2 protein-coding genes are annotated in these 5623 nt (G+C 73.7%); both read right to left on the reverse strand.

Annotated elements, in window-relative coordinates; genetic code table 11:
* Positions 1-1710: type I polyketide synthase (locus ACIQR3_RS38175; protein WP_403546186.1), on the reverse strand; the 1710-nt coding region annotated here is incomplete at its 3' end.
* Positions 1711-1739: 29 nt separating this feature from the next.
* On the reverse strand, positions 1740-5623 hold a 3884-nt coding region (locus ACIQR3_RS38180; protein WP_403546188.1), incomplete at its 5' end, for an SDR family NAD(P)-dependent oxidoreductase.

The raw sequence follows: 5623 nt of genomic DNA on the forward strand, positions 1-5623 counted from the left end.
TTCGGCGCCCATGCCGGCCCATTGGGTGCCTTGGCCGGGGAAGACGAAGGCCACTCGTCCTTGCACGTCTGCCCGGTTGCTTCCGGTGCCTTCGGCTACGGCTTCCAGTCCGGCCAGTGCTTCGGCCCGGTTTTCGGCGACCACCACCGCACGGTCTGGCAACCCCGCCCGACCGCTCACCAGCCCTGCGGCGATCGCACCCAGATCCAGTTCAGGGTGTGTCCGTACGAATTCGGCCAACTGCCGTGCCTGTGCCCGCAGTCCCGCTCCGCCACGCCCCGACACCAGCAGCGGCACCACGCCTTCCGGCCCGGGTGCCGCGACCGGTTCCTCCGCCACTCCCTCCAGGATCACGTGGGCGTTGGTGCCGCTGACGCCGAAGCCCGACACTCCTGCCCGCCTGGGGCGTCCCGTCTCCGGCCACTCCTGGTCCTCGGTCAGCAGTTCCACCGCACCCGCCGACCAGTCCACCTGAGGGCTGGGGGTGTCGACGTGCAACGTGCGCGGCAGTACCCCGTGCCGCATCGCCATGACCATCTTGATGACGCCGGCCACTCCGGCGGCGGCCTGCGCGTGGCCGATGTTCGACTTCAGTGAGCCGAGCCACAGGGGCTGTTCACGATCCTGACCGTACGTCGCCAGTAGCGCCTGCGCCTCGATGGGGTCGCCCAGTGCCGTGCCCGTGCCGTGGGCCTCCACGGCGTCCACATCGGCAGGGGTCAGGCCCGCGCCGGCCAGTGCCTGACGGATGACGCGTTGCTGGGAGGGGCCGTTGGGGGCGGTGAGGCCGTTGGAGGCGCCGTCCTGGTTGACGGCGCTGCCGCGCACCACCGCCAGTACCCGGTGCCCCAGCCGTTCCGCGTCCGACAGGCGCTCCACCAGCAGTACGCCCGCGCCCTCCGAGAAGCCGGTGCCGTCCGCCGACGCGGCGAAGGCGCGGCAGCGGCCGTCGGCCGACAGGCCCCGCTGCCGGGAGAAGCCGACGAAGATGCCCGGGTTGGCCATGACGGTGACGCCACCGGCCAGTGCCATCGAGCACTCCCCGGCGCGCAGGGCCTGGACGGCCAGATGCAGGGCGACCAGCGACGACGAGCACGCCGTGTCCACCGCGACCGACGGCCCCTCGAAGCCGAGCACGTAGGAGACGCGGCCGGACAGGACGCTGGCCGAGGTGCCCGTGCCCATGACCGCCTCGAGTTCCTCGGGGACGCGGGCTCCGGAGCCGTAACTGTGGTAGGTGACACCGGTGAAGACGCCGACGTCCTTGCCGCGCAGGGCGGTCGGGTCGATGCCCGCGCGTTCGAAGACCTCCCAGGACGTCTCCAGCATGAGCCGCTGCTGCGGGTCCATGGCCAGGGCCTCGCGCGGGGAGATGCCGAAGAAAGCCGCGTCGAAGTCGCCCGCGTCGTGCAGGAAGCCGCCCTGGCGGACGTAGCTGGTGCCGGGGTGGTCGGGGTCCGGGTCGAAGAGGTGGTCCAGGTCCCAGCCCCGGTCGGTCGGGAAGTCACCGATGGCGTCGCCACCGGTGGCGACGAGGTTCCACAGCTCCTCCGGGGAGGTCACGCCGCCCGGCAGGCGGCAGGCCATGCCGACGATCGCGACGGGTTCCGACAGCCCTCGGCGGATGTCGGCGTTCTCCCGTTCCAGCCGCTCGTTCTCCATGAGCGTGACACGCAGCGCTTCGACGACCTTCGCGTCGGGAGTGGTCATCCCGGCCTCCGCCTTCTTCCCCATCGTCATCACTTACCGGCCTTGCTCATGGCGCGTTGCACCAGGTCGTCGACGCCCATGTCGGCTATCGCGGGCTTACGCTCCTGCGCCGGGAGCTCCTCCGCGTCCGCTGCCCCTTCCTCGGTGAGCGTCATGAGGGCGTCGAGGACGCCCAGTTCCCGCAGACGGCTCAGCGGTGTCCTGGCCAGGACGCGGCGCAGGTCCTCCTCGCTGCCCGGCGCGGCGGGAGCGGAGGTGTCGTCCGGGACGAGTGTCGCGCGCAGGTGGCGCATGAGGGCGACGGGCGTCGGATAGTCGAAGACGAGGGTGGTCGGCAGCCGGACCCCGGTGTGGTTGGCGAGCCGGTTGCGCAGTTCGACCGCCGTGAGGGAGTCGAAGCCCAACTCGTTGAAGGCCAGGTCGGGGCCGATGGCGTGCGCGGTGGCGTGGCCCAGTACCCGGGCGGCCTCCTCCCGGACCAGGCCGAGCAGGAGCTGTTCCTGTTCCTCGGCGGTGGCACGGCCGAGACGCTGGGTGAAGGCAGTGGCGTCGGCGGCCGTGCCCGCCGTGCGCCGGGCCTGCCGGACCAGGCCGCGCAGCAGCGGCGGCACCGGCCCCGTGGCGGCCTGCGCCCGCAGCGCGCCGAAGTCCAGCCTCATCGGCAGCAGCACCGGCTGGGGCAGGCGCAGCGCGGCGTCGAACAGCGCCGCACCCTCGTCCTCGGACAGTCCGATGACCCCTCCGCGTGCCATCCGCTGCTGGTCGGCGCCGGTCAGGTGACCGGTCAGGCCGGTCCCCGCGCCCTGCGTCCACAGCCCCCAGGCCAGCGAAACGGCGGGGAGACCCTGGGCCCGGCGCTGGTGAGCGAGGGCGTCCAGGTAGGCGTTGGCGGCGACGTAGCCGCCCTGCCCGGAACTGCCGAGGGTGCCGGCGGCCGAGGAGAACAGGACGAACAGTGCCAGGTCCAAGTGGCGGGTCAGTTCGTGCAGGTGGTGTGCGGCGTCGGCCTTGGCGGCGAGGACCGTGTCCAGTCGCTCGGCGGTCAGGGCGGTGAGTACGCCGTCGTCCAGGGTGCCGGCGCTGTGCACCACACCGTTCAGCGGGGCGTCCGGGGGGACGGTCGACAGCAGCGCGGCCACGGCGTCCCGGTCGGACACGTCGCAGGCGGCGATGCGGACCCTCGCCCCGAGGGCGGTCAGTTCGCGTTCCAGCTCGGCGGCGCCGTCGGCCCGGGGGCCGCTGCGGCTGGTCAGCAGCAGGTTGCGTACGCCGTGCTCGGTCACCAGGCGGCGGGCCGCCACCTTGCCGAGTGCTCCGGTACCGCCGGTGACGAGGACGGTGCCCCGCGGGTCGGGCCGGCGCGGCAGCGTGAACACGTTCTTGCCGATGTGCCGGCCCTGGCTCATGAACCGGAAGGCGGCCGGAGCGTGCCGGATGTCCCAGGTGGTGAGCGGCGGCGGGGTCAGAACGCCCTGGTCGAAGAGGGCGACCAGCTCGGTCAGCATCCGCTCGATGCGTTCGCCGCCCGCGTCGGCCAGGTCGAAGGCCCGGTAGGTGACGCCCGGGTGCCGGGCACCGACCTCGGTCGCGTCGCGGATGTCGGTCTTGCCCATCTCGATGAACCGGCCGCCTCGGGGCAGCAGGCGCAGCGAGGCGTCCACGAAGTCACCGGCGAGCGCGTCCAGGACGACGTCGAAGCCCCGTCCGCCGGTCAGGTCGAGGAACTGCCGCTCGAAGTCCAGGGTACGGGAGTTGGCGAGCCGCCCGTCGGGTACGCCGGCGGCGCGCGCCGCGTCCCACTTGGCCGGACTGGCGGTGCCGTAGACCTCGGCGCCCCAGTGCCGGGCGAGCTGCACGGCGGCCATGCCGACACCACCGGCGGCGGCGTGGATCAGCACCGACTCACCGCGCTCCAGCCCCGCCAGGTCCCGCAGTCCGTACCAGGCGGTGAGGTACACGCAGGGCACCGAGGCCGCCTGTTCGAAGGACCAGCCCTTCGGCATGGGCGCGAGGGTGCGGCAGTCGGCCACGGCCACGGGGCCGCCCGCGCCCGCGAAGAGGCCCATGACCCGGTCGCCCGGGGCGAAGCGGGTGACGCCGGGACCGACCTCCGTGACCACACCGGCGCCCTCGTTGCCGATGCTGATCTCACCCGGGTACATGCCCAGCGCCATCAGTACGTCACGGAAGTTGAGGCCCGCGGCGCGCGTCTCGATCCGGACGTGCCCAGCAGGCAGTGCCGCCCGTGCCTCCGGCGCCGGCAGGAGGGCCAGGCCGTCCAGCGTGCCCGGGGCCCGCGTGCCCAGCTCCCACGCGGGCTCACCCGCCGGTGCCGTCAGGACTTCGTCGGCGCCGGCCCGGGTGAGACGCCGCTGGTGGCAGACTCCGTCACGCAGGGCGAGCTGGGGTTCGTCGCCGTCCAGCAGGGCGGCCAGGAGGGTGGGGAGCGCGTCGGCGGAGGCCGCCGTGGCGTCCGTGTCGAGGAGCAGGATGCGGCCGGGGTGCTCCGACTGTGCTGTGCCTACGAGGCCCCACGCCGCGGCCACCGCCGGGTTCGGCCGGTCACCGTCCCGCACGCTCACGGCACCCCTGGTCAGCACCACCAGACGGGTCTGCTCCAGCGCGGGTGCGCCGAGCCACGCCTGGAGCACCTCCAGGGTGCGGTGGGTGGCGCGGTGCACGTCAGTACCCTCGGGTTCGTACAGCAGGACCGCCGACGGTCCGGTCACCCGCGCCACGTCCTCCACGGTCCGCACGGCGACCGTCTCCACCGGGGTGGCGGGAGCGACCCGCAGCTCCTCCCAGCCCACGAGGAACATCTGCTCCAGCGGCGTCCGACCGCCGGCGCCGGCCGCGTCCAGCCCGCCCGTCGGCACCGGCCGCGACACCAGCGACTCGATCACCGCGACAGGCGCGCCGTTCGGGTCGGCCAGCCGGACACCCACACCGTCCTTTCCGGAAGGCGTGATCCGTACCCGCAGCGCCGACGCGCCGGAAGCGTGCAGCGACACCCCTCGGTAGGCGAAGGGCAGTGCGGGGCCCGCGTCGGCGCCGGCGCGGTCGCGGAAGGCGGTGGCGTGCAGCGCCGCGTCCAGCAGCGCGGGGTGCAGGCCGAACGCCGCCGCCTCGGAGGTCAGTTCCTCGGGCAGGGCGACCTCCGCGTAGATCTCGTCGCCCCGCGTCCACGCCGCGCGCAGGCCGCGGAAGGAGGGACCGTACCCGTATCCGTCCGCCGTCAACTCCTCGTAGACGCCGCGCACCCGGTCCTCCGGGACCGGTACCGCCCCGACGGGCGGCCACCGCGTCAGGTCCTGCGCGTCCGGCGCGACGCTGCCGCCGACCGGGCCGCTCTCCGGGCTCAGCGTGCCGCTGACGTGCCGCACCCAGGCCGCCTCCTGGCGGCGCGAGTGCACCGACACCTGACGCCGCCCGGACCCGTCCGGCGCGTCCACCGTCACCCGCACCTGCACGCCCTCGTGCTCGGGGAGCGGCAGCGGCGCCTCCACCACCAGTTCCTCGACGGCCCCGCAGCCGACCTCGTCCGCGGCGCGCACCGCCAGCTCCACGAACGCCGCCCCCGGCACCAGTACCGTTCCCGCCGCCGCGTGGTCCGCCAGCCACGGATGCGTACGCAGCGAAAGCCGCGAGGTGAACAGCAGACCGCCGGACCCGGGCAGCTCCGTCACCGCACCCAGCAGCGGGTGCTCGGCCCGCGCCAGTCCCAGCGCCGCGGCGTCAGCCCCGCCGCCGCCTCGGCCCAGCCAATACCGCTGGTGTTGGAAGGGGTAGGTGGGGAGGTTCCAGGCGGTGTGTGGGGATGTTTCGGTGTTGTGGCCGAGGTGGGTGGTCCAGTTGATGGGGAGGCCGCGGGTCCATGTGTGGCCGAGGGAGGTGAGGAGTTGTCGGGTGTTGC

It is taken from the genome of Streptomyces sp. NPDC090994, from assembly GCF_044768905.1.
GTDB lineage: Bacteria > Actinomycetota > Actinomycetes > Streptomycetales > Streptomycetaceae > Streptomyces.